Annotated in this window: 25 protein-coding genes and 1 tRNA gene; 13 read left to right on the top strand and 13 right to left on the bottom strand. The window is 60.7% G+C overall.

All coding sequences use genetic code 11. From position 1 onward, the window contains the following. Positions 1–2: 2 nt before the first annotated feature. Entirely contained in the window at positions 3–299 is a 297-nt protein-coding gene (locus ACN9MY_RS05600; protein ID WP_426168298.1) for a PsiF family protein, read from the top strand. A gap of 8 nt (positions 300–307) precedes the next feature. Here the strand turns inward: ACN9MY_RS05600 and ACN9MY_RS05595 are convergent, their stop codons facing one another. Both ACN9MY_RS05595 and ACN9MY_RS05590 read right to left on the bottom strand, forming a co-directional pair. Continuing rightward, positions 308–1,591, bottom strand: coding sequence for a hypothetical protein (locus tag ACN9MY_RS05595; RefSeq protein WP_426336946.1), 1,284 nt, complete (start codon positions 1,589–1,591; stop codon positions 308–310). A 39-nt stretch (positions 1,592–1,630) separates the two neighbouring features. Then, positions 1,631–3,517 (bottom strand): PAS domain S-box protein, encoded by a 1,887-nt coding sequence (locus ACN9MY_RS05590; protein WP_426337623.1) that lies wholly within the window; start codon positions 3,515–3,517, stop codon positions 1,631–1,633. 53 nt (positions 3,518–3,570) lie between these two features. On the opposite strand from ACN9MY_RS05590, the gene ACN9MY_RS05585 reads away from it, so the two are divergent. Together ACN9MY_RS05585 and ACN9MY_RS05580 are read left to right on the top strand one after the other, a co-directional pair. Then, positions 3,571–4,566 (top strand): hypothetical protein, encoded by a 996-nt coding sequence (locus ACN9MY_RS05585; RefSeq protein WP_426336945.1) that lies wholly within the window; start codon positions 3,571–3,573, stop codon positions 4,564–4,566. 161 nt (positions 4,567–4,727) lie between these two features. Continuing rightward, positions 4,728–5,414, top strand: coding sequence for a hypothetical protein (locus tag ACN9MY_RS05580; RefSeq protein WP_426336944.1), 687 nt, complete (start codon positions 4,728–4,730; stop codon positions 5,412–5,414). A gap of 12 nt (positions 5,415–5,426) precedes the next feature. Here ACN9MY_RS05580 and ACN9MY_RS05575 read toward each other — a convergent pair whose 3' ends face one another. Next, positions 5,427–6,761, bottom strand: a complete 1,335-nt coding sequence (locus ACN9MY_RS05575) for a GAF domain-containing protein (protein ID WP_426336943.1) — start codon at positions 6,759–6,761, stop codon at positions 5,427–5,429. After that, positions 6,758–7,246, bottom strand: a complete 489-nt coding sequence (locus ACN9MY_RS05570; protein ID WP_426168282.1) for a hypothetical protein — start codon at positions 7,244–7,246, stop codon at positions 6,758–6,760. Before ACN9MY_RS05570 ends, ACN9MY_RS05575 begins: the two co-directional genes overlap by 4 nt. A 70-nt stretch (positions 7,247–7,316) precedes the next feature. Between ACN9MY_RS05570 and ACN9MY_RS05565 the strand changes: the two genes are divergently transcribed. The 8 genes from ACN9MY_RS05565 (at position 7,317) to ACN9MY_RS05530 (ending at position 14,758) form a co-directional block, all read left to right on the top strand. Next, positions 7,317–7,392 (top strand) — tRNA-Phe (locus tag ACN9MY_RS05565). 172 nt (positions 7,393–7,564) lie between these two features. Beyond that, positions 7,565–9,127 (top strand): hypothetical protein, encoded by a 1,563-nt coding sequence (locus ACN9MY_RS05560; protein WP_426321030.1) that lies wholly within the window; start codon positions 7,565–7,567, stop codon positions 9,125–9,127. Continuing rightward, the gene (locus ACN9MY_RS05555) at positions 9,124–9,921 is read left to right on the top strand and encodes a 1-deoxy-D-xylulose-5-phosphate synthase N-terminal domain-containing protein (RefSeq protein WP_426321028.1); all 798 of its coding nucleotides are present in this window, start codon (positions 9,124–9,126) and stop codon (positions 9,919–9,921) included. The genes ACN9MY_RS05560 and ACN9MY_RS05555 overlap by 4 nt, the downstream gene beginning before the upstream one ends. After that, the gene (locus tag ACN9MY_RS05550) at positions 9,918–10,808 is read left to right on the top strand and encodes a transketolase family protein (RefSeq protein WP_426321026.1); all 891 of its coding nucleotides are present in this window, start codon (positions 9,918–9,920) and stop codon (positions 10,806–10,808) included. Before ACN9MY_RS05555 ends, ACN9MY_RS05550 begins: the two co-directional genes overlap by 4 nt. Beyond that, on the top strand, positions 10,805–12,769 hold the full coding sequence (locus tag ACN9MY_RS05545) for an NAD-dependent epimerase/dehydratase family protein (RefSeq protein ID WP_426321024.1): 1,965 nt from the start codon (positions 10,805–10,807) through the stop codon (positions 12,767–12,769). The genes ACN9MY_RS05550 and ACN9MY_RS05545 overlap by 4 nt, the downstream gene beginning before the upstream one ends. Continuing rightward, positions 12,766–13,674, top strand: a complete 909-nt coding sequence (locus tag ACN9MY_RS05540; RefSeq protein WP_426321022.1) for a class I SAM-dependent methyltransferase — start codon at positions 12,766–12,768, stop codon at positions 13,672–13,674. Before ACN9MY_RS05545 ends, ACN9MY_RS05540 begins: the two co-directional genes overlap by 4 nt. Continuing rightward, positions 13,671–14,405: a class I SAM-dependent methyltransferase gene (locus ACN9MY_RS05535; protein ID WP_426321020.1), complete on the top strand. Its 735-nt coding sequence runs from the start codon at positions 13,671–13,673 to the stop codon at positions 14,403–14,405. The genes ACN9MY_RS05540 and ACN9MY_RS05535 overlap by 4 nt, the downstream gene beginning before the upstream one ends. Further along, positions 14,402–14,758, top strand: coding sequence for a hypothetical protein (locus ACN9MY_RS05530; protein ID WP_426321018.1), 357 nt, complete (start codon positions 14,402–14,404; stop codon positions 14,756–14,758). Before ACN9MY_RS05535 ends, ACN9MY_RS05530 begins: the two co-directional genes overlap by 4 nt. A gap of 309 nt (positions 14,759–15,067) precedes the next feature. Here ACN9MY_RS05530 and ACN9MY_RS05525 read toward each other — a convergent pair whose 3' ends face one another. Together ACN9MY_RS05525 and cysQ are read right to left on the bottom strand one after the other, a co-directional pair. Further along, positions 15,068–15,343, bottom strand: a complete 276-nt coding sequence (locus tag ACN9MY_RS05525; RefSeq protein WP_426321016.1) for a hypothetical protein — start codon at positions 15,341–15,343, stop codon at positions 15,068–15,070. 2 nt (positions 15,344–15,345) lie between these two features. Beyond that, the gene (gene cysQ, locus ACN9MY_RS05520) at positions 15,346–16,137 is read right to left on the bottom strand and encodes a 3'(2'),5'-bisphosphate nucleotidase CysQ (protein WP_426321014.1); all 792 of its coding nucleotides are present in this window, start codon (positions 16,135–16,137) and stop codon (positions 15,346–15,348) included. A gap of 641 nt (positions 16,138–16,778) precedes the next feature. Between cysQ and cysD the strand changes: the two genes are divergently transcribed. Together cysD and cysN are read left to right on the top strand one after the other, a co-directional pair. Next, on the top strand, positions 16,779–17,675 hold the full coding sequence (cysD, locus tag ACN9MY_RS05515; RefSeq protein ID WP_426323688.1) for a sulfate adenylyltransferase subunit CysD: 897 nt from the start codon (positions 16,779–16,781) through the stop codon (positions 17,673–17,675). Continuing rightward, positions 17,675–19,594, top strand: coding sequence for a sulfate adenylyltransferase subunit CysN (cysN, locus tag ACN9MY_RS05510; protein WP_426336942.1), 1,920 nt, complete (start codon positions 17,675–17,677; stop codon positions 19,592–19,594). Before cysD ends, cysN begins: the two co-directional genes overlap by 1 nt. A gap of 11 nt (positions 19,595–19,605) precedes the next feature. Here the strand turns inward: cysN and ACN9MY_RS05505 are convergent, their stop codons facing one another. From ACN9MY_RS05505 to ACN9MY_RS05475, 7 genes are read right to left on the bottom strand one after another with little or no spacing between them, the layout of a single operon-like run. Further along, on the bottom strand, positions 19,606–21,279 hold the full coding sequence (locus ACN9MY_RS05505; RefSeq protein ID WP_426323686.1) for a hypothetical protein: 1,674 nt from the start codon (positions 21,277–21,279) through the stop codon (positions 19,606–19,608). Between the two features lie 52 nt (positions 21,280–21,331). After that, positions 21,332–22,696, bottom strand: coding sequence for an ABC transporter ATP-binding protein (locus ACN9MY_RS05500; protein ID WP_426321010.1), 1,365 nt, complete (start codon positions 22,694–22,696; stop codon positions 21,332–21,334). After that, on the bottom strand, positions 22,686–23,504 hold the full coding sequence (locus tag ACN9MY_RS05495) for an ABC transporter permease (RefSeq protein WP_426320986.1): 819 nt from the start codon (positions 23,502–23,504) through the stop codon (positions 22,686–22,688). The genes ACN9MY_RS05500 and ACN9MY_RS05495 overlap by 11 nt, the downstream gene beginning before the upstream one ends. Continuing rightward, a complete protein-coding gene (rfbC, locus tag ACN9MY_RS05490; RefSeq protein ID WP_426320984.1) occupies positions 23,504–24,049 on the bottom strand; it encodes a dTDP-4-dehydrorhamnose 3,5-epimerase in 546 nt (181 codons plus the stop codon). The genes ACN9MY_RS05495 and rfbC overlap by 1 nt, the downstream gene beginning before the upstream one ends. Further along, the gene (gene rfbA / locus ACN9MY_RS05485; RefSeq protein ID WP_426320982.1) at positions 24,049–24,930 is read right to left on the bottom strand and encodes a glucose-1-phosphate thymidylyltransferase RfbA; all 882 of its coding nucleotides are present in this window, start codon (positions 24,928–24,930) and stop codon (positions 24,049–24,051) included. The genes rfbC and rfbA overlap by 1 nt, the downstream gene beginning before the upstream one ends. A gap of 12 nt (positions 24,931–24,942) precedes the next feature. After that, positions 24,943–25,821 carry a dTDP-4-dehydrorhamnose reductase gene (gene rfbD, locus ACN9MY_RS05480; RefSeq protein WP_426320980.1) on the bottom strand — a complete coding sequence of 293 codons (879 nt, stop codon included), beginning with the start codon at positions 25,819–25,821 and terminating at the stop codon, positions 24,943–24,945. Further along, entirely contained in the window at positions 25,818–25,964 is a 147-nt protein-coding gene (locus ACN9MY_RS05475) for a hypothetical protein (protein WP_426336941.1), read from the bottom strand. Before ACN9MY_RS05475 ends, rfbD begins: the two co-directional genes overlap by 4 nt. Between the last annotated feature and the right edge of the window lie 138 nt (positions 25,965–26,102).

The following is a 26,102-nucleotide window of genomic DNA, read 5'->3' as shown; positions in this document are numbered from 1 at the left end:
TCATGAAAAAACTGATCATTGCCGCCCTGGCCCTGTCTTGTTCCGCCGCTTTCGCCGCGGACCCGGCGCCGGCAAAGAACTCCCAGCAATCCAAAATGACGACCTGCAATAAGGAAGCCGAAGGCAAGAAGGGTGACGAACGCAAGGCATTCATGAAGGAATGCCTGAGTGCGAAACCAGCCGCGCCGGCGACGCAGCAGGACAAGATGAAGACCTGCAACGCAGACGCGGCAGGGAAGAAGGGCGATGAGCGCAAGGCCTTCATGAAAGAATGCCTGAGCGCGAAAAAAGCCGCCTGATCAGCTCATCAGCGTAGGCCGCTGGCCAGGCGCGGCGACGACAGCAAAGTCTTGAACGCTTCCCAGCGCTGCTTGCGGGCGGCCACCGGATCGGTGGCCGTCACATGTTTTTCCACCCAGGCCTTGACCAGGTCCTTGCCCAGGTTGTAGTTGATGACGTAGCCGCGGTTGGCGTCATAGAAGGACAGGCGCTGCGCCGATTTCTCCGGCGGGTACAAGGCCACGTTCACCAGCCATTCGATGGTCTGCTCGCGCGTCCACTTCCCTTCCAGGTAAGCCTGCGCCGCGTCGTTGTCGGCGTAGCTCAGCTTGCCGAGCAATTTCATGAGCTGCGCGTATTGCGGCGCCAGGGCGGGGTCCAATCCCGCCAAGGGGTACAGCACCTTCTGCTCGAAGGCCAGGCGCTCGTCATCGGTGAACGCCATTTCGATGCCGTAGTTCGCGCTGCCCTCGGCAATCAGCGACATTGGCGAGAACAGCGGATACACGCTGAACTCCACCCAGTCGCGCTGCTTGACCAGCGCCTGTTCCAGCAAGGCGTTGTAGACGTGATGGCCCGGATAGCCTTCGTGGCAGCCCAGGTCCACCGCGCGCTCGATGTAGATCGGGAACTCGGTATTAATCTGGATCAGGCTATGCGCATTGCCCTTGTACCAGTTATAGCCGGACCACGGCTTGTTGCTGACGAACTCCAGCACGAAGCTTTCCTTCTGCGGCAAGGCCATGAAGGCGGCGGTGCGCTCGCGGCAGGCGGCGATGGAAGCATCGAAGACGGGCTTCAGCCTGTCCTTGGGGATCGCGAACTTTGCGCGGAAGGCTTTCAGGCGCTCCGGCAGCGACCCCTCGCCCGGCAGCAGCTTGTCGACCTGCGCCACCAGCGTCATGTAATAGGCGCGATCGTGGTGCGGAGTGACGGCATCGTACAGCAGCGCGGTCTCCTCGTCGAAGCTGAACTTGCGGCCTTCCAGCATGTCGACACGGGCCTGCATGGCCTTGAGCTGCTTGGCAAGGAACTCGATGCGCAGCGCTTCGTCGGCGCCAGCGGCCTTCTGCTGTGCGATGTCGCGCTGTGCCGCCACCACGCCGGCCTTGATCGATGCCAGGCTTTGCTTGTCCTGCGCCGCCTGCTGTTCCAGTTCCGGCGGGCCGTAATACGCATCGACGTAGCTGCTGTCATGCTGGCCGATGGCCAGCACCAGCTTGCGGTAGCGTTCCGCCACGTCCTGCACCGACGCTGCCATGGCGCTGCCAGCCATCAGCATGGCCAATCCTCCCAGTACGATTTTTTTCATGTCCCCTCCGCGGCTTGTGCCAAAGCCGTAGAGTGTAACTCAGGCGGTGCGCAACTGGCGGGCCAGGTCGGCCAGGCGATACGGCTTGCCGACGACGGCAAACTCCTGGTCCGACTGCGGGAAGCCGGAAGACAGGATGATCTTGATGCGCGGGTAGCGCTGGCGCACTTCGCGCGCCAGTTCCAGGCCGGTCATTCCGTTCGGCATCATCACGTCGCTGAACAGCACGTCGACTTCGCTGTCGCGCTGCAGTGCGCGCAAGGCAGCCGCCGCATCGTTGGCATGCAAGGTGGCGTAGCCCATGGACTGGAACAGTTCGCGCGCCGATTCCATCACCAGCGGGTCGTCGTCCACGATCAGCACGCGTTCCTCGCGCGCCGCGCGCGGCGCCGGCGTTTCCGGCACCGCCTCCTCCAGGGCCGGCAGGAAGAGATTGATGCATGTACCCTTGCCTTCCTCGGTGTCGATTGTCACACCGCCGCCGGATTGCACGATAAAGCCGTACACCTGGCTCAATCCCAGGCCGGAACCCTTGCCGACTTCCTTGGTGGTATAAAACGGTTCAAAGGCGCGCCGGCGCACTTCCTCGCTCATGCCGGTGCCGGTGTCGGCAACGCTGACCCGCACATAGTCGCCGGCAGGCAGGGCTCCCTCCTGGTTGGCTTCGAGGCTGACGTTGCGCGTGGTGACTTCCAGCGTGCCGCCTTCGGGCATGGCATCGCGCGCATTGACCACCAGGTTAAGCAGGGCTGCCTCGAAGCGCGCTTCGTCAATCGAGGCCTGGCGCAGTTTGGGGTCAAGGTCCATTTCAAAGCGCATCAGCGGGCCGGCCGCGCGCCGCAGCACGCCTTCGAAGCCAAGCACCAGGCGGTTCAGCTGCTGCACGCTGGGCGCCAGCGGCTGCTGGCGCGCAAAGGCCAGCAGTTGCTGCGTCAACGCGGCGCCCCGGTCGACCGCGCGGCGCATGCTGTCCAGCACGCGCGCACCGGCAGCTTCCGGCGGCGCGGTGCGCAGGATGTCGATGCCGTTCGATACCACAGCCAGCAGGTTGTTGAAGTCGTGCGCCACGCCGCCCGTCAATTGCCCGATCGATTCCATCTTCTGCGCCTGGAACAGGGCCGCGCGCGCCTGCTCCAGCGATTCCTGCGCCTGGCGCTGCTCGGTGTTGTCGCGCGTGACTTTGGCAAAGCCGAGCAACTCGCCGTCATCATCGTACAGCGCATCAATCACGGCGTGGGCCCAGAAGCGCGTGCCGTCCTTGCGCACGCGCCAGCCTTCGCTTTCGTAGCGGCCCGCCCGCGCCGCAACTTCCAGCGCGCGATCCGGCACGCCTGCCGCCTTGTCATCTTCAGTAAAGAAGCGCCGATAGTGGGTGCCCAGCACCTCCTCCGGCGCATAGCCCTTGATGCGTTGCGCGCCCAGGTTCCAGTTGGTGATCAGGCCTTGCGGCGACAACATGTAGATCGCGTAGTCGATCACGCCCTGCACCAGCAGGCGGAAACTCCGTTCGCTTTCGCGCAGCGCTTCCATGACGCGCTTGCGCTCCGTGATATCGCGAGTGACGTTGGCAAAGCCGACGTGCTCGCCGTCCGGAGTATAGATTGGGTCAATCACCACGCTGGCCCAGAACTGCGAGCCATCCTTGCGCACCCGCCAGCCCTCGCTTTCAAAACGGCCTTCGCGCAGCGCTGTTGCGAGGGCGCGCTGCGCCAGGCCGGCCTGCTGGTCTTCCGGCGTATGGAAGCGCGAGAAATGCATGCCGAGCACTTCGCTTTCGCTGAAACCGTTGAAACGCTGGGCGCCCGCATTCCAGCTACTGATGCGGCCTTCCGTGTCCATCATGTAGATCGCGTAGTCGCTGATGCTGGATACCAAGAGTTCATACCTGGTTGACAGACTCTCAAGCGCCGGGGCTTCATTGATCATCAGTAGCGGGCGCGCACTGCTGCGCGCATTCATTGTGCGAGGATTTCAGCAGGATGCCACAATCTGTAATTATGTGGAAAACGACATTGTTGCTGGCGCTGGCCTCGGCCTTGGCGCTGCCCACGGTGGAGGTGCCCGGCACCCGTTCACCGGTGGACAAGTCCTACCGCAAGATGCTGCAGGGCGTGGAGCGTTTCAAGCGCGAGCGCGCGCTGGCGCCGCAGGCCACGCTGCGCTTCCGCCTCCTGCCGCGCCAGCCGGGCACCGATATGCAAGGCATCAGGCTGAAGGTGGTGGGCGATACCACCAGCATGTCGGTGCCGGTCGGCGCCGACAACAGCTTCACGCTGGACTACAACGAACAACTGTGGCGCGAAGACAGCGCGGTTCTTGCCAACCGCAAGACCCTGTCCATGACATGGCGCGCCGAAGTGCGCAGCCCGGGCGTACCGGCAGGCATGCGGCGCCTGGGCGACCTGCGGCTGGAATGCCTGGTCGGCATGGAGGCCGGGCTGGTGTCCAACAACGCCCACCTGTTTGCCTGGCTCGATGAGTTCCTGCGCAGTCCGGACAAGGTATGCAGCGACCCGCACGGCAACTATATGTTCTTTACGGAAAAACCGTTATTCTCCGTTACCCTGCAGGCAGGCGAGCGGCACGCCACCCTGCCCTTCCACGCGCTGTATGCGGGCAATCCGCCCGCTGCTGAAATGCCCTACTGCGACTGCCAAGTGCTGCTCGACCGCAGTTACTTCGCCCCGATATGGGACCGCAGCTGGCCGGACGACACCCTGCTGGGCTTCGAATACATGGACGACCCGCCACCCGCCAGCCCGGCCGCCCCGCGCGACCGTACGGCAACGCGTGCCGCACTGGGCCCGCCCCAGCTCAGCCTGCGCTTCGGCAGCGGCCGCGAAGTCTGGCTGTACCAGTCCACGCCACCCATCCCCCTGGAGCCCGGCCCCGACGGCCGCCCGCGCATGGGCGAGCATGTGCTGCTGTTCGCCCTCGACGGCGCCACGCTGAAGTCGCGCCAACGTGCACCATGAAAGTCGGGGTCAGGTCTGGCAATCCGCCAAAATGGCGGATTGCCAGACCTGACCCCGACTTTTGCTTAAGAAGTTTTTAAGGTTTGCTGAGGGAGTTTTTAAGAACGCGGCGATGTCTTCATGACTACCATTCTCTTCGTACCCACCCGAGGACGAATGACATGAGCAAACCGCGAATCAATATGTACTCCGGCATCCACAAGGCGCTGCGCCACTTCATGAGCGACACGGAAAGCCGCCTGTCCCGCACCGACGCCGCCGATAACGAAGACCTGCAGGGCAGCCTGGCGCAGGTGCGCGAACTGCTGGCCATGATGCGCAAGCACCTGCAACACGAGCGCGATTTCGTGCATCCTGCAATGAACGCGCGCCGTCCCGGCTCGGCGCAGCTGGCCGAAGGCGACCATGATCACCACGACTGGGCCATCGACAAGCTGCTGGCGCTGTGCGACCACTGTGCCACTGCGGTCGGCGGCGCCCGCTTCCAGCACCTGGAGCACCTGCACTTGCAACTGTCGGTCTTCATCGGCGAGAACCTGGTGCATATGAACCTGGAGGAAACCGAGCACAATGCCGTGCTGTGGACCTGCTACTCCGACGAGGAACTGCACCAGATCCACGAGCGCATCATTGCTGCCATTACGCCGGAGGAAATGCAGGCAACCATGCGCTGGATGATCCCGGCCGTGAGCCCGGCCGAACGCGCCGGCATGCTGCTGGGCATGCGCGCCGGCATGCCGCCGCCGCTGTTCGAAGGCATACTGTCACTCACGCGCAGCCTGGTCAGCGCACGCGACATGCAGAAGCTGGAAGCAGTACTGGCAGCGCCGCAGCCGATCGCCGCATGAAGCGCCGCAGGCTCAGGCTTCCGTCAACCGCAAGGGGCGCTGGACGCACAAGCGGAAATGGCCGCGTCCTGTTTTCTCGATGCGCACCGGCGCCTCGCGTTCGCACAGGCGCCGCGCCAGCAGGACCAGGCGCGCTTCCAGGTTGTCGCTGATGTCCGGCAGGCGCACGCGCTGGTCCAGCCGCAGTTCGCGATTGCTGAAGGCGGTCTTGCCATGCGCAACAAAGTCCTGCAGCAAGGCCCACAGCACGGCTCCCGCCACGCCCTTGATCATGTAGTCGTTGCCGAAGAAGACAGAATCGTTGTCGCCGAAGTGGCGCACCGCCAATGGCATCCCCTGCACATCGGGCAGCGCCTCCATTTCGGGCTCAGGCTCGGGAACCGGCACGTTCTGCATGATGTGCATGGCCATCGCCAGCTGGCCGCACAAGGTCACCAGCGCATCTTCGTCATCGTAGCTAAAGCGCAGGTCTTGCGTGCTTTCCACGTACAGCACGCCGATCAGGCGCTCGCAGCCCTGGATCGGCACGGCGAGCTGGCTGCGCGATGCGGCCAGCCCGGGAAAGGGAATCTCGGTCTGCAGTGCATGTCCCAGCCCTGTACCTTCCGCCTGCTGCCGGATCGCGCGGCTGTAGCTGTATTCGGCCGTCATGTGGCTGATGCGGATTGCCGTGCCTTCGCGCGCCGCGACCCCGATCACGCCCTGCCCCAGCGGAATTTCGGAGCCCACGCCCGATTGCTCGTAACCTTGGCTGGCCACCGTGTACAGGCAGGCCGCCTGCGGATCGTGCAGCAGCAGCATGGCGTGGCTGATGCCCATCTTCTCGTTCAGGCAAGCCATGGTTTCGTCGAACAGTTGCGCCAGGTCGCGGCAGGCCAGCAGGCGCTCGGAACACAGGCGCAGCGCGGCCAGGGTGTTGCGCGGCGGCGGGGGCGGCGGCGCCACGTCGCGGTCGACGCAGACGATCTCGGTGACACGGAACACGTCGGAGCCAAGCAGCCTGAATACGCCCGTCATGCCGACATGCGAGGCTAGGCCGGCCAGCTTGGCCTTCATGCTTTCGAACAGTTGGCCGGAAGTCTCGGTGCGCAGGTATTGCAGCGCCAGCGAATACTGGGCTCCGGTATAGGGATTGACCACCGTCAGCCTGGCATGCGGATTGGCCAGGATATTGGCGCGCGTCTTGTTGAAGAACTGGTAGGACAGCGCCACGTGGTCGCGGTCCATGTACTGCACTTGCGACAGGTAGGAGGCGTTCGGCATGCCGGCCAGGTCGGCCGTGCCCAGCACAGCCGGGATGACGCCCTCGAAGCACTCGCGGATGGTGTCGAGCATGATCGCGCTCATTCGCCTGCCTCCAGCTTCTTGCCGGCGTTGGGCCCCGGCGTCTGGCTGTAGGCCTCGCTGGGACAGAAGCTCAGCGCCACCAGTTCCTCGGGCGGGCACGATAGCAGGGTGCGCACCATCTTTTCGTGGAAGCCGATCGCGCCCACCTCCGCCACGAAGGCGTCGCGGTAAGCCTCGACCAGTTGCACGTCGTCCGGCTGCAGCGCCGCCACCCGCGCATCGCGGCTCTTCAGCTGCATGGTACGGTGGGTGGAAGGCTGGGTGAAGGCGACGGCAATGGCGCCGCTGGCAAAGATGTCGCGCTGCACCGCCTGCGACTTCGCTTCCGGCACGAAGACCGTGACCCGGCGGCCGTCGTCGCTGACGCGGCAGCCGATGGCGCGCACAAGCTGGGGCAAGCCGTTGCGGTCGCAACTGGCCACGCTGATCGACACGCCTCCGCGCATGAACGCAATCTGTCCGGGATCGAGGTTTGCTGCACTCATGACAACATTCTATCGTACTGGCCTGAAGCCTTGGCAAAAGGAAAATCCGTCTGCTATAATTGCGCGCCTTGGCCTGGTAGCTCAGTTGGTAGAGCAGAGGACTGAAAATCCTTGTGTCGGTGGTTCGATTCCGCCCCGGGCCACCAAGAATAAAAATGAAAACGCCGACCCTTGCAGGTCGGCGTTTTTGTTTCAGCGCCCGCTTGACGCGTCCACTTCGCGGCCCAGATTGCCCCTTCGGAAGCGGTTCCAGCAAAGAAGGTGACGTCCCTCCCCCTACAGTTTAGAATGTCATTTTTCTCACAAAATGATGCCCGCATGCACGACGTCATAAGAAAGAATGACTATATCGTCCTCAAGACACTGGCAATTTCCTGTTTAGCTGTCTTTCTTTCTTTCATGTGGCAAGGCAATAAGGGACTTAATCTGTGGGATGAAGGATATCTCTGGTACGGCGCACAGCGTGTACTCAATAACGAAATCCCGATTCGCGATTTCCTGGCCTACGACCCAGGAAGGTATTACTGGTCCGCGACGATTATGAGCATTTTCGGCGACGCCGGCATCATGAGTCTACGCGCTGCAGTAGCAGTCTTCCAGGCCTACGGGTTATTCGTGGGAATGCTGTTAATTACAAGCTCTGAGCATAACAAGCCACGGACTGAATTCATACTTTGGCTGATAGCAGCAGCCACTTTCATGGTTTGGATGTTTCCGCGCCATAAGCTTTTCGATATCTCGATTTCGCTATTCTTGATTGGCGCACTTACTTACCTCATCAAGAATCCTACTGCTCGTCGCTATTTTATCGCAGGCGTTTGCGTGGGCGTAGCGGCGATATTTGGCCGCAACCACGGCATGTATGGCGCTATTGCTTGCCTTGGAGTCTTTGCCTGGTTTTCAATCAACAGTCGCTCTGGTTCAGGCCTCGTCCAGGCTAGCCTGCTCTGGGCAGGCGGGGTTGTAGTCGGTTTTCTCCCTGTCATATTGATGATTCTAGTTGTCCCGGGTTTTTCCAAGGCATTTTGGGAAAGTATTCGCTTTTTACTGGAAACAAAGTCGACCAATTTACCCTTGCCTGTTCCTTGGCCATGGTTGGTTGACTTCACTGGAGCCCCGGCCGGCGAAACTGCTCGAAGCGTCCTGGTCGGTCTTTTCTTCATGGCTGTTCTGATCTATGCGATTGCAGCGATTGCTTGGGTCACCTACTGCAAGGTCAAGGCGAAACCTGTCGCGCCAGCATTCGTGGCATCGGCGTTTCTTGCTTTACCGTACGCGCATTTTGCATTCTCACGTGCGGATATAGGCCACTTGGCTCAGGGCATTTTCCCACTGCTGGTGGGATGCATGCTGCTCTTCTCCTCAGCGCGAAGCCAGGTCAAATGGCCGCTTGCCCTAACACTGGTTAGCGCCAGCTTTTGGGTCATGCACGTATACCACCCCGGTTGGCAATGCCACGCGAGTACCCAGTGCGTCACTATTGAGGTTTCTGGGAAAGACCTTGAAGTGGATTCTAGTACCGCCCACGATGTGGCTCTGTTGCGAGAGCTGAGCCGGCAATACGCTCAAGGTGGCAAAACATTTATTGCAACGCCGGTCTGGCCTGGTGCATATGCCTTACTGGAGCGCAAGTCGCCTATGTGGGAAATTTATGCAATCCTTCCGCGCCCGGCCGCCTTTGAGGAAAAAGAGATCGAGCGCATCAAGGCGGCCGAGCCTGGCTTTGCCCTCGTAATTGATCTGCCACTCGATGGGCGCGACGATCTGCGCTTTAAAAATACACATCCATTGATTCAACAATATATAGCGCAGAATTATTTGCCAGTGCCGTTTGCTGGAAATGCGGCGTATAGAATTTTCAAATCGAAAGATACTGAATGATGGGCAAGCCTGATCCGCACTTCCGCGACCTCCTGCGCAAGACCAAATTGCGGCTCCTCCAACTTCACCGAGATGCGAACAGCGGGCATATCGGAGGCAACTTCTCGTGTATCGAAGCGCTGATGACCCTGCACCATCAAGTGATGAGACCATGCGACCGATTTATCCTCTCCAAAGGGCACTCTGCGGGCGCCCTCTACGTCACACAGTGGAGCCTGGGCCAACTCTCGGATGCTGAACTGGAAAGCTTCGCCCGCGATGATTCTTTACTCCCGGGTCACCCCAGCGGTGCCGGCATTCCAGGACTGATGTTTTCAACCGGGTCCCTCGGTCACGGTCCCTCGCTCGCTGCCGGTCTCGCGCTCGCGGCACGCCATAGAGGTCTTGCTCACCACATCTATTGCCTGTGTTCTGATGGCGAGTGGCAGGAAGGAAGCTGCTGGGAGGCGCTCAATTTTGCCGTCCATCAGCGCCTCGATAACCTGACCATACTGATTGACCAGAATGGGCTCCAAGGATTCGGCCGTACTGCCGACGTGATTTCCTGCGAGGACCTGACGCCGCGTTTGTCTGCGTTCGGCGCCAGCGTGCAGCACGTCAATGGCCACGATCCGGATGCAATTTGCGAAGCACTAAGTTCACCCGTCGCTGGTGCTCCGAGAGTGCTAACCCTCCAGACAGTCAAAGGTCACGGCCTGCATTTTGCGGATCAGCTTGAGTCCCACTACCTGCCCCTGTCAGATGCCAATTATTATGTAGCGCGAAACGCCGTGGAACAGGAGGGTCGCCGATGAGGAAAGCGTTTGCAGAAGCCGTCTTAACTCAGTGCAATCGCGAGGACTGGTTCTTCCTGACTGGCGATCTAGGCTTCATGGCTCTGGAAGAGGTCCAGACTGCGTTTGGCAATCGTTTTGTCAATGCCGGTGTGGCGGAACAAAACATGGTTGGCGTGGCGGCGGGGCTCGCGCGAGAAGAGCTGCGCGTTATCGTTTACAGTATTGCGCCATTCTGCTACGCGCGGCCTTTCGAGCAGATCCGCAACGACCTGTGCCTGGGCAAGCTACCCGTTTGTCTAGTCGGCAACGGCGGCGGATATGCATATGGCCATATGGGGCCTACCCATCACGCCTTGGAAGACTGCGCCGCGATGAACGCCCTAGGTGTGCGCGTCCTGGCTCCGGCTTTCGACGACGACCTTTCGGTCCTTCTCGCCCATTTGGAAATGCCTACCTACCTTCGACTTGGTTATGACGTCAGGCCGGCCGGCGAGAGCGTGCCCGGGTATGCCCCTTGGCGCGAAGTCCTACCTGGCAACAGCGGCGCGTTGGCAGCGCTGGGACCGATGGCTGGGCTTGCATGGCATGCCTTGGCAGGTCTCGACATCGACGCCAGGCCATCGGTTTGGGCGGTGTGCGAGTTCAATGGCGCCGCCATACCAGCCAGTTTCCTGGACCAAATAAGACGCGGTCCGCTGTACGTCCTGGAAGAACACGTTGCCCACGGAGGTCTTGGCATGCACCTGGCCTTTGAACTAGCAAAGCGTGGCCTAACGGCCGGGCGCTTCGTTCACCGACCGGCACTCGGTTACCCCGGCGGCCGCTTCGGCTCCCAGGCTTTTCACCGCAAGCAGTGCGGGCTCGATGCGGTTTCCATCCGCAATATGGTCACTGAGGGAAAATGAACTTAGAAGACAAGCTTAAAAGCCTCGCCGGCCCAGTGTTGGTACTCGGCGCCAGCGGTTTCATTGGGGCCAACTTACTGCGCCGCCTGCTGGCTGTACGCAGTGACGTTATCGGCACTGTTTTCGCCGGCGATACCTGGCGCCTCGACGGCATTTCATCGACCCATGTCGCATTCCTGAATCTACAGGATCCGGTCAGCGTCCGGTCGGTGCTGCACCGCGTCGCCCCCAAGACCATTTTTGATTGCTCGTCCTTTGGCGCCTATTCCTTCGAGCAGGACTTTGAGCGCGTCCATGCTACGAACTATCTCAGTTTTATCCGCTTGATGGAAGAAGTTGCCGACTTGAAGCTGGCGGCATTTATCCATGCCGGCAGTTCGTCCGAATATGGCCTCAATTCAGCAGGCCCTGTGGAAGACGCTACTTTACTGCCAAACAGCCATTATGCAGTCAGCAAGGTTGCGGCGAGCGCTGCCATTGCCTACTTTGGCAAAGTGCGCGGCATTCCGGTTGCCAACCTGCGCCTGTACGCTGTTTACGGCCCATTTGAGGATAGCTCGCGATTGATTCCTGCCTTGTGCGAAGCCAGCTTGAAAGGTGAACTGCCGATGCTGGCCCGCGCCGAGGTAAGCCGCGACTTCGTGCACGTTGACGACGTGATCGAAGCCTTTGCCGATGCCGCCCAGATGATGAGTCCCGACATCGCTGGCGAATCCATCAACATAGGCAGTGGCCAGCCAACTACACTTGCAGCATTGGCCGACATTGCGATCCAGTCTTTTGGTCTCGCCGCTGAACCGCGATTCAATCCCGCCGCGGGCCGCGCATGGGATACCGACAACTGGTTTGCCGATATTGGAAAGGCAAAACACCTGCTCGGCTGGTCTCCCAAGACCAGCCTCGCGGCTGGCCTGCAACAAACGCGCGCTTGGTGGCAGGCCCATCTCGTCCATGCGGAATTTGAACGGCTGACTAAGCGGACTCAATCACGCCAGGAAAAGAACTCCATATCCGCCGTGATCGCCTGTTATCGTGACGGCCAAGCGATTCCTATCATGCACGAGAGGCTGGTAGCGGTATTCCAACGCCTCGGACTCGATTACGAGATCATCTTCGTCAACGATAATTCACCGGACAACTCGGCCGAAACGATACGCGAAATCAGTGCCCAGGATCCTCATGTGATCGGCATTACCCACTCGCGCAATTTCGGCTCGCAAGCAGCCTTTCGCAGCGGCATGGAATTGGCGAGCAAGGAAGCCGTAGTGCTAATGGACGGCGATCTTCAGGATCCGCCAGAGCTGATCGAAGCGTTCGTCGAACGCTGGCGCGCTGGAGCAGACGTCATTTATGGTCGGCGCATCAAGCGAGAGATGCCGGTACTGATCGAGGCATGTTACCGGGCCTTCTACCGCGTCTTTGCAATCATGAGTGAAGTGCCGGTGCCCAAGGATGCGGGCGACTTTTCCTTGATCGATCGCAGCGTCGTGTACTGGCTACTGCAGTGCCAGGAGCGCGACTCCTTTTTGCGTGGGCTGCGCGCTTATGTAGGCTTCCGCCAGGAAGGTGTGGACTACGTGCGGCCAGAACGCATGTTTGGCGTCAGCACTAACAACTGGATCAAGAATATCGGCTGGGCTAAGAAAGGCATATTCTCCTTCTCGCGCATGCCCCTTCACCTGCTCACCGCGGTGGGCGGCATCGCAAGCTTTGGCACGGTTCTGCTGGCAATCTTTACCATTTTTGTGCGGCTATTCGAAGCCGATTCCGTCCCGAGGGGTGTTACTTTCCTGTCGCTGTTGGTCATGTTCTTTGGTTCTTTCACCCTGCTCGGCATCGGCTTGCTGGGGGAGTACATTGGCAAGATCTTCGAGGAAACCAAGGCTCGACCAGCCTTTATTCGCCGCAACCTGATTGTGCGCGGCGCAATTCGTCCGGCCGACCCACGGGGACAGGTGTGAGCAGCGAGCGCCCATGCCCCGTCTGCCTCGGCCGCAGCTATGCGCATTTCACCGATGAGCGTATTGATCCGGCACGCGTCGGCGCGTTGACTTACGCATCGCGCAAGCCACCGGAATTCATGTGCCTTCGCTTGGTACGCTGCAAAGACTGCGACCTGGTCTATGCGCCGACCCCCCCTGCCGAGGATTTCCTCCATGCAGCCTATTCCGACGCGGATTTCGATTCCGGCCCCGAAGCGTTGGCAGCAGCCCAAACCTATGCCGACGCCCTGCGGGTCCACCTGCCGGGACTAGCACGCCGCAATGCCGCAGTCGACGTCGGCGCCGGTAGCGGGCCACTGCTCCCCTTCCTCCAGGAGCAAGGTTTTTTTCCGGTGATCGGGATCGAGCCATCGCGCGCGGCAATCGAGGCCGCTCCGCCAGCAGCACGACCACTGCTGCGGGAAGGCATGTTCTCGGCGGCAATGCTGGAAGGCGAGACCCTCTCCCTGATCACATCGTTCATGACTCTCGAACACCTTCGCGACCCGGGTGAATTCGTCTCCACCGCGCATGGCCTGCTGGAACCCGGGGGAGCAATTGCGGTCGTGGTGCACAATTGGCGCGCCCCGCTGAATCGCCTGCTCGGCCCGCGTTCGCCAATTATCGACGTCGAGCACCTGCAGCTTTTCAGTCCCCGAGCACTGCATGAGCTCCTTGCGCGCACAGGCTTCGAGCACATCGCACTCAAGCCCATCCGCAACGCCTATCCCTTACGCTATTGGCTGCGGCTCACCCCTTTGCCTGCCAGCGCCAAGCGGTTACTCCTTCGCCTGCTCGAACGCAGCGGTCTGGCGGATCGCCAAATCGCCATGAACGTAGGTAATATGCTCGCTGTTGGCTACAAACCTGAACCCTCGAAATGACCCAGTCTGATTTCAAGCAAAATGTCCGCCGCTTTGACGAAGACGTTCGCAAACAAGGCTCCTACGCCTACACTGGCGAGCGCCTGTCTGCCCGGCTCGCCAATGGCCGGATTAGCCGTAGCATTGCCGAATCCTTTGACTTCCAGGATGCATCCGTGCTCGACCTCGGTTGCGGAGACGGTGCCTACACAGTCGAATTCGCTGGCCTTGGCGTGCGCCAGGTGATCGGACTGGATCCGGCCGCTGTCGCGATCGAGGCAGCCCGCACCCGCGCTCACGCCTTGGGCGTGGCCGGCACAGTTAGCTTCGAAGTTGGCAATATTTATGATCTGGACCAATACCTCAGTCCTGGCCAATTCGACTGCATCGTGATCAGGGGGGTGTTGCACCACCTGCCCGATCCGGCGCGCGCCTTGGCCGGCCTGGCAACATTCGAAGGCACGGTGGTTGTGCTAGAGCCCAACGGCAATAATCCAGTACTCAAGCTGCTAGAGCGCTTCTCGCGCTACCACATCGAGCATGAAGAACGCTCGTTCCGTCCCCGCTTGATCGGTGCCTGGTTGGGCGCAGCTGGCCTGACCGTGCGTAGCTGTCGCTTGCTGAACCTGGTGCCATTCTTCTGCCCAGATCCCTTTGCCAAGTTCCTTCGGGCAGCCGAACCGTTGGTCGAACGCATTCCCCTGCTAAGAGACATCGCTTGCGGCCAGAGCATTATCGTCGCCAAGCGATGAAGAAGGTCGCCTCCCTAGCAGGAATGATCCTATGCATGACCGCGTCTCAGGTCTTCCTTAAGTTCGCCGCCCTGCATTCAGTAGTCCATGTCGGCGCGCTGCCGGGGTTCATTCGCAATCCATGGCTATGGACCGCCGTGACCTGTTCTGCCGGCGGCATTTGCTGCTGGCTGCTGACGCTGCGCCAGCTACCGCTGGCAGTGGCCTATCCCTGGACAGCATTGATCTATGTCATCACGCCGCTGGTAGGCGCCTGGTGCTTCGCTGAATTGCTCAGCGCAAGCTATGCTGTCGGGATCGTACTCATCCTCTTGGGGGTGTTACTGACCAGCCGCGGAGTAGCGCAGCGATGAGCCCGGCGGAACTCGGATTGTGCCTAGCCTCGCTTACCTGCAGCAGCATCTCGCAGTTATGCATGAAGGGGGCAGCAATACCAGGCAAACCAATCAGGCGGCTGACCTGCTTTGTTGTAGCGGGCGGCCTTCAATTGTTGTCGGTAGGTCTGGTCGTCTTGGCACTCCAAACCCTCCCCATCTCGCAATTGGTTCCGTTTGCGGCTGGAGCCTATCTACTCGTTCCCCTAGGCAGCCGCCAACTGTTCGGCGAGCACCTGCAGCCGCGCTTTTGGATAGGAGCTTCTCTGATTGTTTCGGGAATCCTGCTTACCCAGGTGTGAAGTCTTCCCGCTCGCTTACATAGCACACATCCCCACACCAGGATACGTAGCCGCTGGAACGGATGTGCCATTTGAAAACGCCAGCCTCCACTTGGTCTTCTGAGGTGACGACCGGCGCATGGAAGCGGACTTCCGCCGCAAATTGCTGCGTGAACTGGAGCACGCCGTCCACTTCGTCGCACTTGGTCAAGACACGCCACGGCAAAGGGTTATCGTTATCGTTGCGGTTGTTGAAACGGATGTGGATCTGTTGCTTTTCCATGTTCAAATCTCCTTTGGTGGATAGCCGCTCGGTGCCGATGCGATAAAGAACGGATTCAAGACCTCGGGCTTGCCATAACGCAGTGCCTGCCCCGACTCGGTGCACAGCACTCCGCCCGCCGCCTCTAGTACGGCATGGGCTGCCGCTGTGTCCCATTCACAGGTCGGCCCCAGTCGCGGGTAAAGATCAGCCGCACCTTCGGCAACCCGGCAAATTTTCAGCGAGCTGCCGGCCTGTACCAGCGTGCAGGCGCCGAGGCGGGCAATGAACGCCTGCGTCGCTTCGTTCATGTGGCTCTTGCTGGCCACCACCCGCAGTGGCCCCGCGCCCGGCGGCACGGTCCGGATCGAGCGGACGCCGCCGGCGTCAATGCGGCAGGCGCCCATGCCGCGCGCGCCCCAGAAAGTCTGGCCCAGCGCCGGTGCGACAACCACGCCGAACACCGGGCAACCATCCTCGACCAAGGCGACATTGACGGTGAATTCATCGTTGCGTGAAATGAATTCCTTAGTCCCGTCGAGCGGATCGAGCAGCCAGAACTGACCGCCGATCTGCCGCACGGCGACTGCTTGCCCCCCTTCTTCCGACACGATGGGCATGCCAGGCGTCAGTGCGGTCAGCCCAGCGATAAGCACCTCATGCGCTCGCAAGTCGGCCGCGCAAACCGGGCTGGCGTCTCCCTTGACGGTCCAGCTCACTTCGCCGGCCCGGTAAACCTCCATGATGGCCTCCCCCGCATCTTGTGCCAGGGCGATCACAGCCGCCACCAGTTCCTTGCCCAGCTCTTGTCGCATTATGCATCATTCGTGATTTTGTTTTGAGCATGCTATCATCAATCACAAGAATTACAAATAAAAACCAAGTCAAATACAAATTGCGACACAACGAGGAATGCATGACATTGCCCCCTTCCGCCTTGTTCAACCTGGATCGCGCTGGCCCTTGGGATACTGAAAGCGCCTACCTGCACTTGCAGGAGCTAGGCATGGCCGACAGCAAGCGCACCGCAGAGCGGCTGCTGCACAGACTGGATCTGCTGCCTGAGGCGCTTGAGGCATCGGCGCTGCGGGACGAGCATGGGCGGCAGCCCACCCCATCCGTGCTGGACTGGGACATCCGCCAGGCACGCAGCAAGCGCACTCTGATCGTTTTCGCCCAGTTAGGCAAGCTGCCTGGCAATCAGGCCTGCTTGCACTTGAACGATGCACGCGGCGCCCGCTATTGGTTGCCATTAGCGACGGCGGACGTTGATGCGGCGTTGGTGGCAAGTGGCTTGGCCAGGCTTCAAACGCATATCGGCAAACCGCTGGCCCTGTTCCCACACGGCCGTCTGGCCGGCTTCTGCCGGGACTTATGTTCCAGTAAGGAGATCCAGTTCAGCTTGCTCAGCTATAGGGCGGCGCCGCCAAATGTCAGCCGCGGTCCCGTGCTAGGCATATCGCCGCACCTGAAGCGGCTCGAAGCAGAGAGCATCGAAATCCTGCGGGAAGCAGTCGCGGCCGGCGGCAATCCCTGCATGCTCTATTCCCTTGGCAAAGACAGTTCAGTCATGCTGCACCTCGCGCGCAAGGCATTCTATCCTTCCCAGCCGCCGTTCCCGCTGCTGCATGTCGACACGCGCTGGAAGTTCCAGGAAATGTATGACTTCCGTGATGCAATGGTGCGTGAGAGCGGCATGGAAATCCTGGTCCACACTAATCCAGAGGCGATCGAAAAGAATATCAATCCTTTCGACCATGGCTCTAGCCTGCATACCGACATCACCAAGACCATCGGCCTTAAGCAGGCACTCGACCAGCACCAGTTTGACGTGGTGTTTGGCGGCGCGCGCCGCGATGAAGAAAAGTCGCGCGCCAAGGAACGTATCTTTTCCTTCCGCTCGGCCAGCCATCGCTGGGATCCGAAAAACCAGCGCCCCGAACCCTGGAACCTGTACAACACCCGTCGCAACAAAGGCGAAAGCGTGCGCGTCTTCCCTTTGTCAAACTGGACTGAACTCGATATCTGGCAGTACATCCACCAGGAGGGCATCGCCGTGGTTCCCTTGTACTTCGCCAAAGAGCGCCCGGTGGTCCGGCGCGACGGCATGTGGCTCATGGTGGATGACGCCCGTATGCCGATCGGTCCGGAGGAACAGATCTTCAAGAAGACAGTCCGGTTTCGCACCCTCGGTTGCTACCCTCTCACCGGCGCAATCGAATCGACAGCCAATTCCTTGCCGGAAATAATCATGGAACTGGCACAGGCCCGCAACTCTGAGCGACAGGGCCGGGCGATCGACAACGATGCTGCCGCCAGCATGGAAAAAAAGAAACAAGAAGGATACTTTTAATGCCTCGCTCCAAAAAGACCTCGCCGGCGCCGAGCCAGCCCCTGCGCGGGCCCGCCTCCCTAGCCTCGCTGGAGACGCTGCAGCGGCAGCAGGACAGCCAGGATTTGCTGCGCGTGATCACCTGCGGCAGTGTCGACGACGGCAAGAGCACGCTGATCGGACGCTTGCTGTGGGAGTCGCAGCAACTATTCGACGACCAACTGGACGCGTTGCAGAAAGAATCGAAGAAGTATGGCACGCAGGGTGGCGAGATTGACTTTGCGCTGCTGGTCGATGGCCTGGCCGCAGAACGCGAGCAAGGCATTACGATCGACATCGCGTACCGCTTCTTTGGCACCACCCTGCGCCGCTTCATCATTGCCGATACGCCCGGCCATCAGCAATATACGCGCAATATGGTCACTGCAGCCTCAACAGCCGACGTTGCCGTGTTACTGGTGGACGCCCGCAACGGCATGCAGACGCAGACCCGGCGCCACGCATTCCTTGCTTCGCTGATGGGAGTGCGCCACGTCGTGCTGGCCATCAACAAGATGGACCTGGTGGCATACTCCGCCGCAGCCTATACCAAGATCCACGAGGAATTCGCCGCGTTCGCCGCCACTTTCAAGTTTTCCTCCGTGACCGCCATTCCGCTCAGCGCCCTCAAGGGCGATAACCTGGGTCAGCGTTCGCTAAACATGCCGTGGTATTTCGGTCCAACCCTGTTGGGCTGCCTGGAAACCGTAAGGCAGGCTGAGCCGGTCGGCAGCGCTCCGGTTTTCCCGGTGCAGTGGGTCAACCGCCCGGACTCTGCGTTCCGTGGCTTCAGTGGGACGGTAGCGCAGGGCGCGTTCAGTGTCGGCGATGAAATTCGCGTCAGCGCATCGGGCCAGACCAGCAGCATTGCCGAAATCGTCACCATGGATGGCTCGCTCCAGCGCGCCGTGCACGGCGATGCAGTTACCCTGCGGCTGGCCTCCGAGATCGACGCTTCGCGTGGCGACATCCTGTCGCTCGCCAAGATGCCGCTGGAGTTGACCGACCAGCTGGAAGCGACCCTGATCTGGACCGATGCCGAACCCGGCCTGGTCGGCCGCAGCTACCAGATCAAGCTTGCGACCCAGGATGCCGCCGCATCCATCACCAAGATCAAACATGAGATCGACGTCAATACGCTTGCGCATCATGCCAGCAAGCATTTGACGCTCAATAGCATCACGGTCTGTACGCTCGCGCTGAGCAAACCCCTGGTCTTCGACAATTACGAGAAATCGAAACCGCTTGGCAGCTTTATCCTGATCGACCGCTACACCAACGCCACCGTGGCAATCGGCATAGTGCAGCACAATTTGCGGCGTGCCCAAAACGTGCACAAACAGGCATTGTCGATCAACCGGGCGGCCCGCGAAAAACTGAATGGCCACGCGGCGAAGGTGATCTGGCTGACCGGCCTGTCCGGTTCCGGCAAATCAACTGTTGCCAATGCGCTGGAGATGGCATTGCATGCGGAGGGTAAGCGCACCTACCTGCTCGATGGCGACAATGTGCGGCAAGGCCTGAACCGCGACCTCGGCTTCACCGATGCCGACCGGGTTGAGAATATCCGTCGTGTCGCTGAAGTAGCCAGGCTTATGCTCGATGCCGGGCTGGTCGTCATTACGGCCTTCATCTCGCCATTCCGGCAAGAGCGTGAAATGGCGCGCGCGCTGATCGGCGAAGCAAACTTCGTGGAAGTCTACATGAACGCGCCTCTCGAGGTGTGTGAAGGACGCGATCCCAAGGGCCTGTACAAGAAAGCGCGCGCAGGCCAACTGCCGAACATGTCAGGAATCGGCAGTCCTTATGAGGCGCCGCTGGCTCCCCATATCACGCTTGATAGCGGCCAGCTCACCCTCGATGACTGCGTCGCACAACTATTGAAGCTGGGTTTGGCATAACGTCTGGCCGCTCAAGACCGGCCGAGGACGCGCGCCACGCTGCCCAGCCAGCGCACCGGCGCACTCACACGCCAACTGGTCGAGCTGAGCAGTGACTGTACGGTTTGACGCAGGCTTGCGATCTGGCGTTCCCGCTCGACTACGGCGTCCTGCAGTTTTGCCAGCTCAGCCTTGCTGTGGCTCAATGCTTCGTCGCACTGCGCCATTTCGCGGGCGGTAGCCTCGAGCTGTGCCCGGCATTCGGCCGAGGCCGTGCGCGTGGCGGCTAGTTGAACCGCCCCTTCACCCAAGGCAGTGCGCGCCTGCTCCAGCGCGTGCTCGCGTTCACCCGCTGCGATGCGCAACGCCTCCAGCTGAGTGTCGCGTGCGGCTAACGCGGTGCGCAGGTCGCCCAAATCGGACTCGCGCTGGGCCAATGTGGCACGCAATTGGTTCAATTGTGTCTCGCGCTCGTCCTGCGCTGCATGCAATATCGCCAGACGCTGCTCACAGTCAGCGTGCGCGGCACGCAAGCCCTCGATCAGGCGGTCGCGTTCAACGGCGGCGGCATTCGCCGCCAGCAACTCTTCGCTGCGTAGCGCCACCAGGGCAGCCATCTCGTCGGCTCGGTCGCTATGCTCTGCGGTGAGCTGCGTCGCCTGGGCAACTTGCCCGTCGCGCGCGGCCAGCGCCTGCCGAAGCTCGACAATTTCCGCATCCAGCGATTTGAGGTGCTGATCGAAGGCCGCCAGCCGTACTTCACGCTCATTCAATGCCGCGTCTTGCGCGGCAAAACGCTCGTCGCTCGCCTGTTGCAGCTGGCGCATGCGCGCTTCCTGCTGCAAGCTATGGGCCAGTGCCGCAGCTTTCTGGTCCAGTAATTTATCATTAAGGCGCAAAGAGGGCTGCAGCTGTTCATATCGCTGGAACCACAAGCGGATTTTCGTTTGCAGCGCGGTATCTTGCAGCGTCAGGCGGTCGGCGGCAACTTCAAGCAAGGCCAGATAGACTTCATGTACCAGTTGCGGACAAGCCGGGTCGATCAGCAAATCTTCGGCAACATACTGCGTGTGCCGCAAATTCTCATCCAGGAAATCCTCTTTGTAGAGTTGCAGGGCCGCGGCATCAACTTCCAGCTTCAGCGCGCGCGCCAGGCGCGCGAGTTCGGCTTCCGGTGCCTGCATCAGGCGATCGTAATCGACCACCACGCAAGGGCTACCCGTGCTATGACTGAGGCCGGACACGACATGGGCCAGCCACAACAGATAGCTCTGTTCGCTTTCAATGCCATCGCGCTTGCCCAGCGAACGCACAACGCTTAAAGGGTTGCGCATAGCAAAGACATAGCTGACTTCAAAGCCACAGTGGGCAAACACCGCGCGCCAAAACGGCAGCAAGGTGGCGACACGGGGATCCTTGAAGCCAAAATGGCGTGCGCCGCCGATCTTCTTGCGCACCAGCTCAACAGCGCGCAGGAAGAACTCCTGCTGGCGCAAGCTGTCGATCTCCGCCGGCCTGATCATCGCCAGGTGCGACCAGTCGCGCCCGAGGAATTTCAGCATCTCGATATTGAGGGCATTCAGATCGATATCTTCCCAGAAACCCTTAGCATTATTGCCCTCCACCGCCGGAAGCAAGCGGTCGCCGAGGTCGACGCCCAGCACGGACAAGCCGCGCGTGATGGCACTAGTGCCGCTCCGATGCATCCCTAAAACAATGAACAGCCTGGTAACTTTGCTATCTGGCATGATTAACCTTTCAGTTCGCTCGATTCATTGGTTCGACGTCTGGACTGCAGGCAAAATCAATGGTGCCAGTCGCCAGGTCGTCCACTTCAGGCGCCACCCTGAACATTGCAATATCAATTAGCCGATGTAGGTAAGTTTCAACACCGTCGACTTCCCCCTGCAATCCAGCGTTCAAGAAATAGACGCCCGGATTCAGGCTGCAATTGAACCTGAATTCAACCTTGAATTCGGTCCCTGCGGCAATGAACGGGATGCGATCAAAGACACCGTTGGCACTGACACTGCCGCCCAGCTCGACACCGCTCAGGGTCTTGATCAACATGCCGAAGCGAACGTTGCGTGCGTCGCTGTCGAACCTGGCAGTGTACACATAACGATAGGTCCGACCCCGCCGTAGGTGGTTCACCTGTCTGCCGCCGATGGTGACGATCTTCGGTTCACAAATCTCCGCGCCGCGCATTTCATATGCGATGGTGCTGGACGGCTTCAAAGACGGATCAAAACTTTCTTCTTCGCGATCGTCGAAGGCTGCCGCCGCGGCCGGCCCGGGAACCGGGTCGGCGACATGGCTGGCCGAGGCCTCGAGCAGCAAGTCCGCCTGCCGGATCTGTTCACGGATTGCAGCCTGCTTGTCCGCTGGTGCATACAACAGCTTCTGGTAGCGCCCAACGATCTGCTTGGGTTTGCCCACTGCCAGTTTTTCGCCGGCATCCATCAGGATCGCTTGGTCGCAGAGCTCGACTACGGTACTGCCGGCGTGCGACACGAACAAGATGGTCGCTCCCTTAGCTCGGATCGCCTCGATGCGCGAGAAGCACTTGCGCTGGAACAGCTCGTCCCCCACCGACAGCGCTTCATCGACGATCAAGATCTCCGGGTCGACATTGATTGCCACCGCAAAGGCCAGGCGCACCATCATGCCACTCGAGTAGGTCTTAACCGGCTGTTCGATAAACTCGCCGATGTCGGCAAACGCCAGGATATCATCGAAGCGCGCCTCGATCTCGGCCCGGGTCAATCCGAGCACGGCCGCATTCATGTACACGTTTTCACGTCCGGTGAATTCGGGATTGAAGCCGGAACCCAGTTCCAGCAGCGCTGCGATGCGTCCCGAGGTCTGCACGCTGCCTCGCGTCGGATTCAGCGTGCCGCAGATAATCTGCAGCAGCGTCGATTTGCCGCTGCCGTTGCGGCCAACGATACCGACCGTTTCACCACGCTTGATCTCAAACGACACATCGCGGACCGCCCAGAATTCGCGGAAGTATTGCTTGCGGTTGCGCACCAGCATTTGCAGCAGGCGGTCACGCGGTTTGTCATAGATCTGGAAGCACTTGCTCAGGTTCTCGACCTTGATGGCGATATCAGAGGACATCGGCAAATCCCTTTCTCGTCTTCTGGAACCAGGCAAAGCCCAGCCAGGCCAGCACCGACGAACACAGCAGGTATACGGCCCAGGTCGCCAGGTCCGGCACCCGGCCCCAGAACAGCACGTCGCGCGCCTGCTCGATGACCAGGGTCAGGGGATTGAGCAGCAGCAGGTGGCGGTACTCTTCGGGCAACGCACTGGCCGGATAGAAAATCGGCGACAGGAACATCAGCACCGTGGTGACGATGCCGATGAATTGCGCCACGTCGCGCAGGTAGACCCCGAGCGATGCCAGCGCCAGGCCCAGCCCGATAATCAGCAGCAGCAGCGGCAGCAGCACCAGTGGCAGCAGCAACACTGTCACGTGCGGTACGCCAAACAGCAGTGCATAGGCCAGCAGCCACACGGCCAGGCTGATCGCCGCATGGAACAGGGCCGATCCCAGCCCGACCCACGGCAGGATCTCCAGCGGGAACACCACTTTCTTGACGTAGTTGACGTTAGCCAGCACCAGTCCCGGCGCCCGGTTGACGCACTCAGCAAACAGGTTGAACACGATCAGGCCGGCAAACAGCACCAGCGCAAATTCCGTCTTCGAGGCGCTGCCGGCCTGCCAGCGCGCCTTGAACACCACGCTGAAGACGAAGGTGTACACCAGCAGCATGAACACCGGATTGAAAAACGACCACAGGATCCCCATGAACGAGCCGCGGTAGCGGCCTACCACTTCACGCTGGACCAGCGAACGCAGCAAGGTGCGGTGACGCCACACGCTGCCGGCCATCTCGGCCGGCGCGATCGAGAAATTCTGCATCAGGCAAAGACCTCGGCTTCACGCAAGGGCGTGCCCTGGGCATCCTTGGCCGACAGCACCGGGCTGCCGTCGAACTGCCAGTCGATCGCCAGCTCGGCATCATTCCAGGCGATGCTGCGCTCATACTGCGGCGCATAGTAGTCGGTGGTCTTGTACAGGAACTCGGCGCTGTCGCTGAGCACGACAAAGCCATGGCCGAAGCCTTCTGGCACCCACAGCTGACGCTTATTCTCGGCACTCAGGATTTCCCCGACCCACTGGCCGAAGGTTGGCGAGCTCTTGCGCAGGTCAACCGCCACATCGAACACGCTGCCACTGACAACACGCACCAGCTTGCCTTGCGCCTGCTGGATCTGGTAATGCAGGCCGCGCAGCACGCCCTTGGCCGAGCGCGAGTGGTTATCCTGCACGAAGTGCACGCACCTGCCCACCGCTTCGTCGAAGCGGGCCTGGTTGAAGCTCTCGTAGAAAAAACCGCGCTCGTCGCCGAACACTTTCGGTTCCAGCAGCAAGACCTCGGGGATACGCAAGCGGGTCACATTCATCAATACACCTTCTCTTCCAGGATGCGCAACAAGTATTGGCCATAGCCGTTCTTGGCCAGCGGCCGGGCCAACTGTTCCAGCCCTGCCGTATCAATCCAGTCCTGGCGGAAGGCAATTTCCTCTGGGCAGGCCACCTTCAGGCCCTGGCGGTTCTCCAGGGTGGCGATGAACTGGCTGGCTTCCAGCAAAGACTCGTGGGTGCCGGTATCGAGCCAGGCATAGCCGCGGCCCATGATTTCGACATTGAGCTGGCCGCGCTCCAGGTACAGGCGGTTCAGGTCGGTGATTTCCAGCTCGCCGCGCGGCGATGGTTTCAGGCTCCTGGCCAGCTCGACAACCTGGTTGTCATAGAAGTACAGGCCAGTTACCGCGTAGTTCGACTTTGGCTTGGCCGGCTTTTCTTCCAGCGACAGCACGCGCCGCTGCGCGTCGAATTCGGCGACGCCGTAGCGCTCAGGATCCTGCACATGGTAGGCAAAGACGCTGGCGCCTTCGTCGCGCGCCATGGCATTGCCCAGCAAGTCCTGGAAGTCGTGGCCGTAAAAAATGTTATCGCCCAGCACCAGCGCCGACAAGTCGTCGCCAATGAAGCGCTCGCCGATGATGAAAGCCTGCGCCAGGCCATCCGGCGATTCCTGCACGGCGTACTGCAGGTTCAAGCCCCACTGTTCGCCGTTGCCCAGCAACTGCTGGAAGCGCGGGGTGTCCTGCGGCGTCGAGATGACCAGGATATCGCGGATACCTGCCAGCATCAGGGTGCTGAGCGGGTAGTAGATCATCGGCTTGTCGAACACCGGCAGCAATTGCTTGCTGATCGCCAGCGTGGCTGGATGGAGGCGGGTGCCGGAGCCGCCAGCGAGGATAATACCTTTGCGTTTCATGCGGTTTTCCGTTCAGGGGAGTTGGTCGAGAAGGCGGTCGACATGAATCTTCCAGTCTGGAAGATGCAGGTCGAGGGCACCGGACAGCTTGCTGGTGTCAAGGCGGGAATTCTTCGGGCGCTTGGCAGGCAAGGGATAAGCTTCCGTCGGGATCGGACAGATCTGCGACGCATCCACCTTGATGGCGGCGCCCCGCTCCCGGGCACGCCCGATGGCATAGCTGGCCAGGCCGTGCCAGCTGGTGGCGCCGGCCGCGGTCAGGTGGTAAATGCCGTCAGCCAGGGCGCCGCGGCGATAGGCTGCGACAGCCAGGGCCGTGACGTCGGCGATCAACTCGGCCGAGGTCGGCGCGCCGACCTGGTCGGCCACCACGTTCAATTGATTGCGCTCGCCGGCCAGGCGCAGCATGGTCTTGATGAAGTTGCCGCCATGGGCCGAAAACACCCAGCTGGTACGAAACACCAGGGCCTTGCAGCCGCTGGCCAGGATCGCTTCCTCGCCGGCGCGCTTGCTGCGGCCGTAGGCGCTTTGCGGCGCGGTGGCGTCGTCTTCCACATAAGGTTCGGTCTTGTCGCCATCGAACACGTAGTCGGTCGAGTAATGCACCAGCAAGGCGCCGTGCTCGCGCGCGTACGCCGCCATCGCGCCGACAGCGGCGGCGTTGACAGCCATGGCACCGGCTTCGTCAGCCTCGGCGCGGTCGACTGCCGTGTAGGCCGAGGCGTTGACGACCACGTTGGCGCCCTGCTCCGCCAGCACTTGCCTGACGGCCGCGAGGTCGCCCAGGTCAAGCCCGTCGCGGCCTAACGCTACCAATTCACCCAATGGCAACAAGGTTCGCTGCAATTCCTGCCCGACCTGGCCATTTTTACCGATCAGCAGAATCTTCATGCGTATTGCTTCTCAATCCAGTTGCGGTAGCCGGCGTAGCTCAGGATGTCGAGGTTGAGCAAGGCTTCATCCGATTGCGCCAGCCAGTCCTGCACAAAATTGCTGGCAATGAAGTCTGCGCCGCCGGTTACCAAAATAGCCATAGGGTCAGATCTTAAAATTGTCGCCATTGAAGCACCGCAAGCATTCCGTTTGCATCGCCTAAATTCGGCCAACATTCTAACATTTTGACTCAAGCGCAACAAAACTGCTTCAACCGTGTCAACCTTTCATCTTTGGGA

This window comes from Pseudoduganella sp. R-31, assembly GCF_049913235.1.
In the GTDB taxonomy this organism is placed as follows: domain Bacteria; phylum Pseudomonadota; class Gammaproteobacteria; order Burkholderiales; family Burkholderiaceae_D; genus Rugamonas.
Note: the sequence above shows the minus strand (reverse complement) of the source record. Positions and strands in the feature narration are given on the sequence as shown.

Bases quoted from the DNA above. Each gene is read 5' to 3' on its own strand.
- ACN9MY_RS05600 (WP_426168298.1), top strand. From the start codon at position 3: ATGAAAAAACTGATCATTGCCGCCCTGGCCCTGTCTTGTTCCGCCGCT.
- ACN9MY_RS05595 (WP_426336946.1), bottom strand. From the start codon at position 1,591: ATGAAAAAAATCGTACTGGGAGGATTGGCCATGCTGATGGCTGGCAGC.
- ACN9MY_RS05590 (WP_426337623.1), bottom strand. From the start codon at position 3,517: ATGATCAATGAAGCCCCGGCGCTTGAGAGTCTGTCAACCAGGTATGAA.
- ACN9MY_RS05585 (WP_426336945.1), top strand. From the start codon at position 3,571: ATGCCACAATCTGTAATTATGTGGAAAACGACATTGTTGCTGGCGCTG.
- ACN9MY_RS05580 (WP_426336944.1), top strand. From the start codon at position 4,728: ATGAGCAAACCGCGAATCAATATGTACTCCGGCATCCACAAGGCGCTG.
- ACN9MY_RS05575 (WP_426336943.1), bottom strand. From the start codon at position 6,761: ATGAGCGCGATCATGCTCGACACCATCCGCGAGTGCTTCGAGGGCGTC.
- ACN9MY_RS05570 (WP_426168282.1), bottom strand. From the start codon at position 7,246: ATGAGTGCAGCAAACCTCGATCCCGGACAGATTGCGTTCATGCGCGGA.
- ACN9MY_RS05560 (WP_426321030.1), top strand. From the start codon at position 7,565: ATGCACGACGTCATAAGAAAGAATGACTATATCGTCCTCAAGACACTG.
- ACN9MY_RS05555 (WP_426321028.1), top strand. From the start codon at position 9,124: ATGATGGGCAAGCCTGATCCGCACTTCCGCGACCTCCTGCGCAAGACC.
- ACN9MY_RS05550 (WP_426321026.1), top strand. From the start codon at position 9,918: ATGAGGAAAGCGTTTGCAGAAGCCGTCTTAACTCAGTGCAATCGCGAG.
- ACN9MY_RS05545 (WP_426321024.1), top strand. From the start codon at position 10,805: ATGAACTTAGAAGACAAGCTTAAAAGCCTCGCCGGCCCAGTGTTGGTA.
- ACN9MY_RS05535 (WP_426321020.1), top strand. From the start codon at position 13,671: ATGACCCAGTCTGATTTCAAGCAAAATGTCCGCCGCTTTGACGAAGAC.
- ACN9MY_RS05530 (WP_426321018.1), top strand. From the start codon at position 14,402: ATGAAGAAGGTCGCCTCCCTAGCAGGAATGATCCTATGCATGACCGCG.
- ACN9MY_RS05525 (WP_426321016.1), bottom strand. From the start codon at position 15,343: ATGGAAAAGCAACAGATCCACATCCGTTTCAACAACCGCAACGATAAC.
- cysQ (WP_426321014.1), bottom strand. From the start codon at position 16,137: ATGCGACAAGAGCTGGGCAAGGAACTGGTGGCGGCTGTGATCGCCCTG.
- cysN (WP_426336942.1), top strand. From the start codon at position 17,675: ATGCCTCGCTCCAAAAAGACCTCGCCGGCGCCGAGCCAGCCCCTGCGC.
- ACN9MY_RS05505 (WP_426323686.1), bottom strand. From the start codon at position 21,279: ATGCATCGGAGCGGCACTAGTGCCATCACGCGCGGCTTGTCCGTGCTG.
- ACN9MY_RS05500 (WP_426321010.1), bottom strand. From the start codon at position 22,696: ATGTCCTCTGATATCGCCATCAAGGTCGAGAACCTGAGCAAGTGCTTC.
- ACN9MY_RS05495 (WP_426320986.1), bottom strand. From the start codon at position 23,504: ATGCAGAATTTCTCGATCGCGCCGGCCGAGATGGCCGGCAGCGTGTGG.
- rfbC (WP_426320984.1), bottom strand. From the start codon at position 24,049: ATGAATGTGACCCGCTTGCGTATCCCCGAGGTCTTGCTGCTGGAACCG.
- rfbA (WP_426320982.1), bottom strand. From the start codon at position 24,930: ATGAAACGCAAAGGTATTATCCTCGCTGGCGGCTCCGGCACCCGCCTC.
- rfbD (WP_426320980.1), bottom strand. From the start codon at position 25,821: ATGAAGATTCTGCTGATCGGTAAAAATGGCCAGGTCGGGCAGGAATTG.
- ACN9MY_RS05475 (WP_426336941.1), bottom strand. From the start codon at position 25,964: ATGGCTATTTTGGTAACCGGCGGCGCAGACTTCATTGCCAGCAATTTT.